The organism is Zhenhengia yiwuensis (assembly GCF_014384995.1).
Lineage (GTDB): Bacteria > Bacillota > Clostridia > Lachnospirales > Cellulosilyticaceae > Zhenhengia > Zhenhengia yiwuensis.
The window spans coordinates 1-699 of the sequence record NZ_JACRSY010000122.1 but is presented as its reverse complement, the minus strand read 5'-3'; the positions used below and the strand labels follow the sequence as shown (position 1 = coordinate 699).

General features: G+C 36.5%; 1 protein-coding gene. It reads left to right on the top strand.

The window, feature by feature from the left end; translation table 11 throughout:
* On the top strand, positions 1-699 hold a 699-nt coding region (locus H8718_RS20355; protein ID WP_249334876.1), incomplete at both ends, for a virulence-associated E family protein.

The window sequence follows — 699 nt, the reverse complement described above, 5'->3', positions numbered from 1 at the left end:
GAATTAGGAAAGCTTCTTAAAACGATTACCTATGCAAAGCATTGTACAAAGAAGGATATAGCCTTTAATGAAGCTATGATTCTAATGTGGTTATTAACTGGTGCTAAAATAGGCCTGAATAAAGGTGATTTCAATAGTGAATTTGCATTGGTACTAAAAGGGCCACAGGGATTAGGTAAGACACGCTGGGTTAGGTCATTAATGCCAAAGAAATATTTAACCACATTCTTTAAGGATGGTGTGCAGCTAGACCTTAGTAAAAAGGATGACATTATTCAATCCACATCTTATTGGCTATGTGAACTGGGGGAATTAGGTGGCACAATGAAGAAGTCGGATAGGGATGCCCTAAAAGCATGGCTTACATCCACACATGATGAATTTAGAACACCTTATAGTAGAAAGGCTGAAAAGTACCCTAGAAGAACATTCTTTGCCTGTACAGTAAATGATGACCAATTTCTTAGGGATGACACTGGAAGTAGACGTTTTGTAGTATTAGAGGTAGAAAAACTAGACCATAACCACACTATTGATATTGATCTGATGTGGGGTGAGATAATGGAACTGTTACAGCATAAGGCTAGAACTTATATGAGTAGTGAGGAGATTAAATTTAATAATATGCGCAACAAAACTTATATGGTTAAATCAGATGAACAGCTACTTATTGAAGAATATCTTCCTCTAAATCAGCCT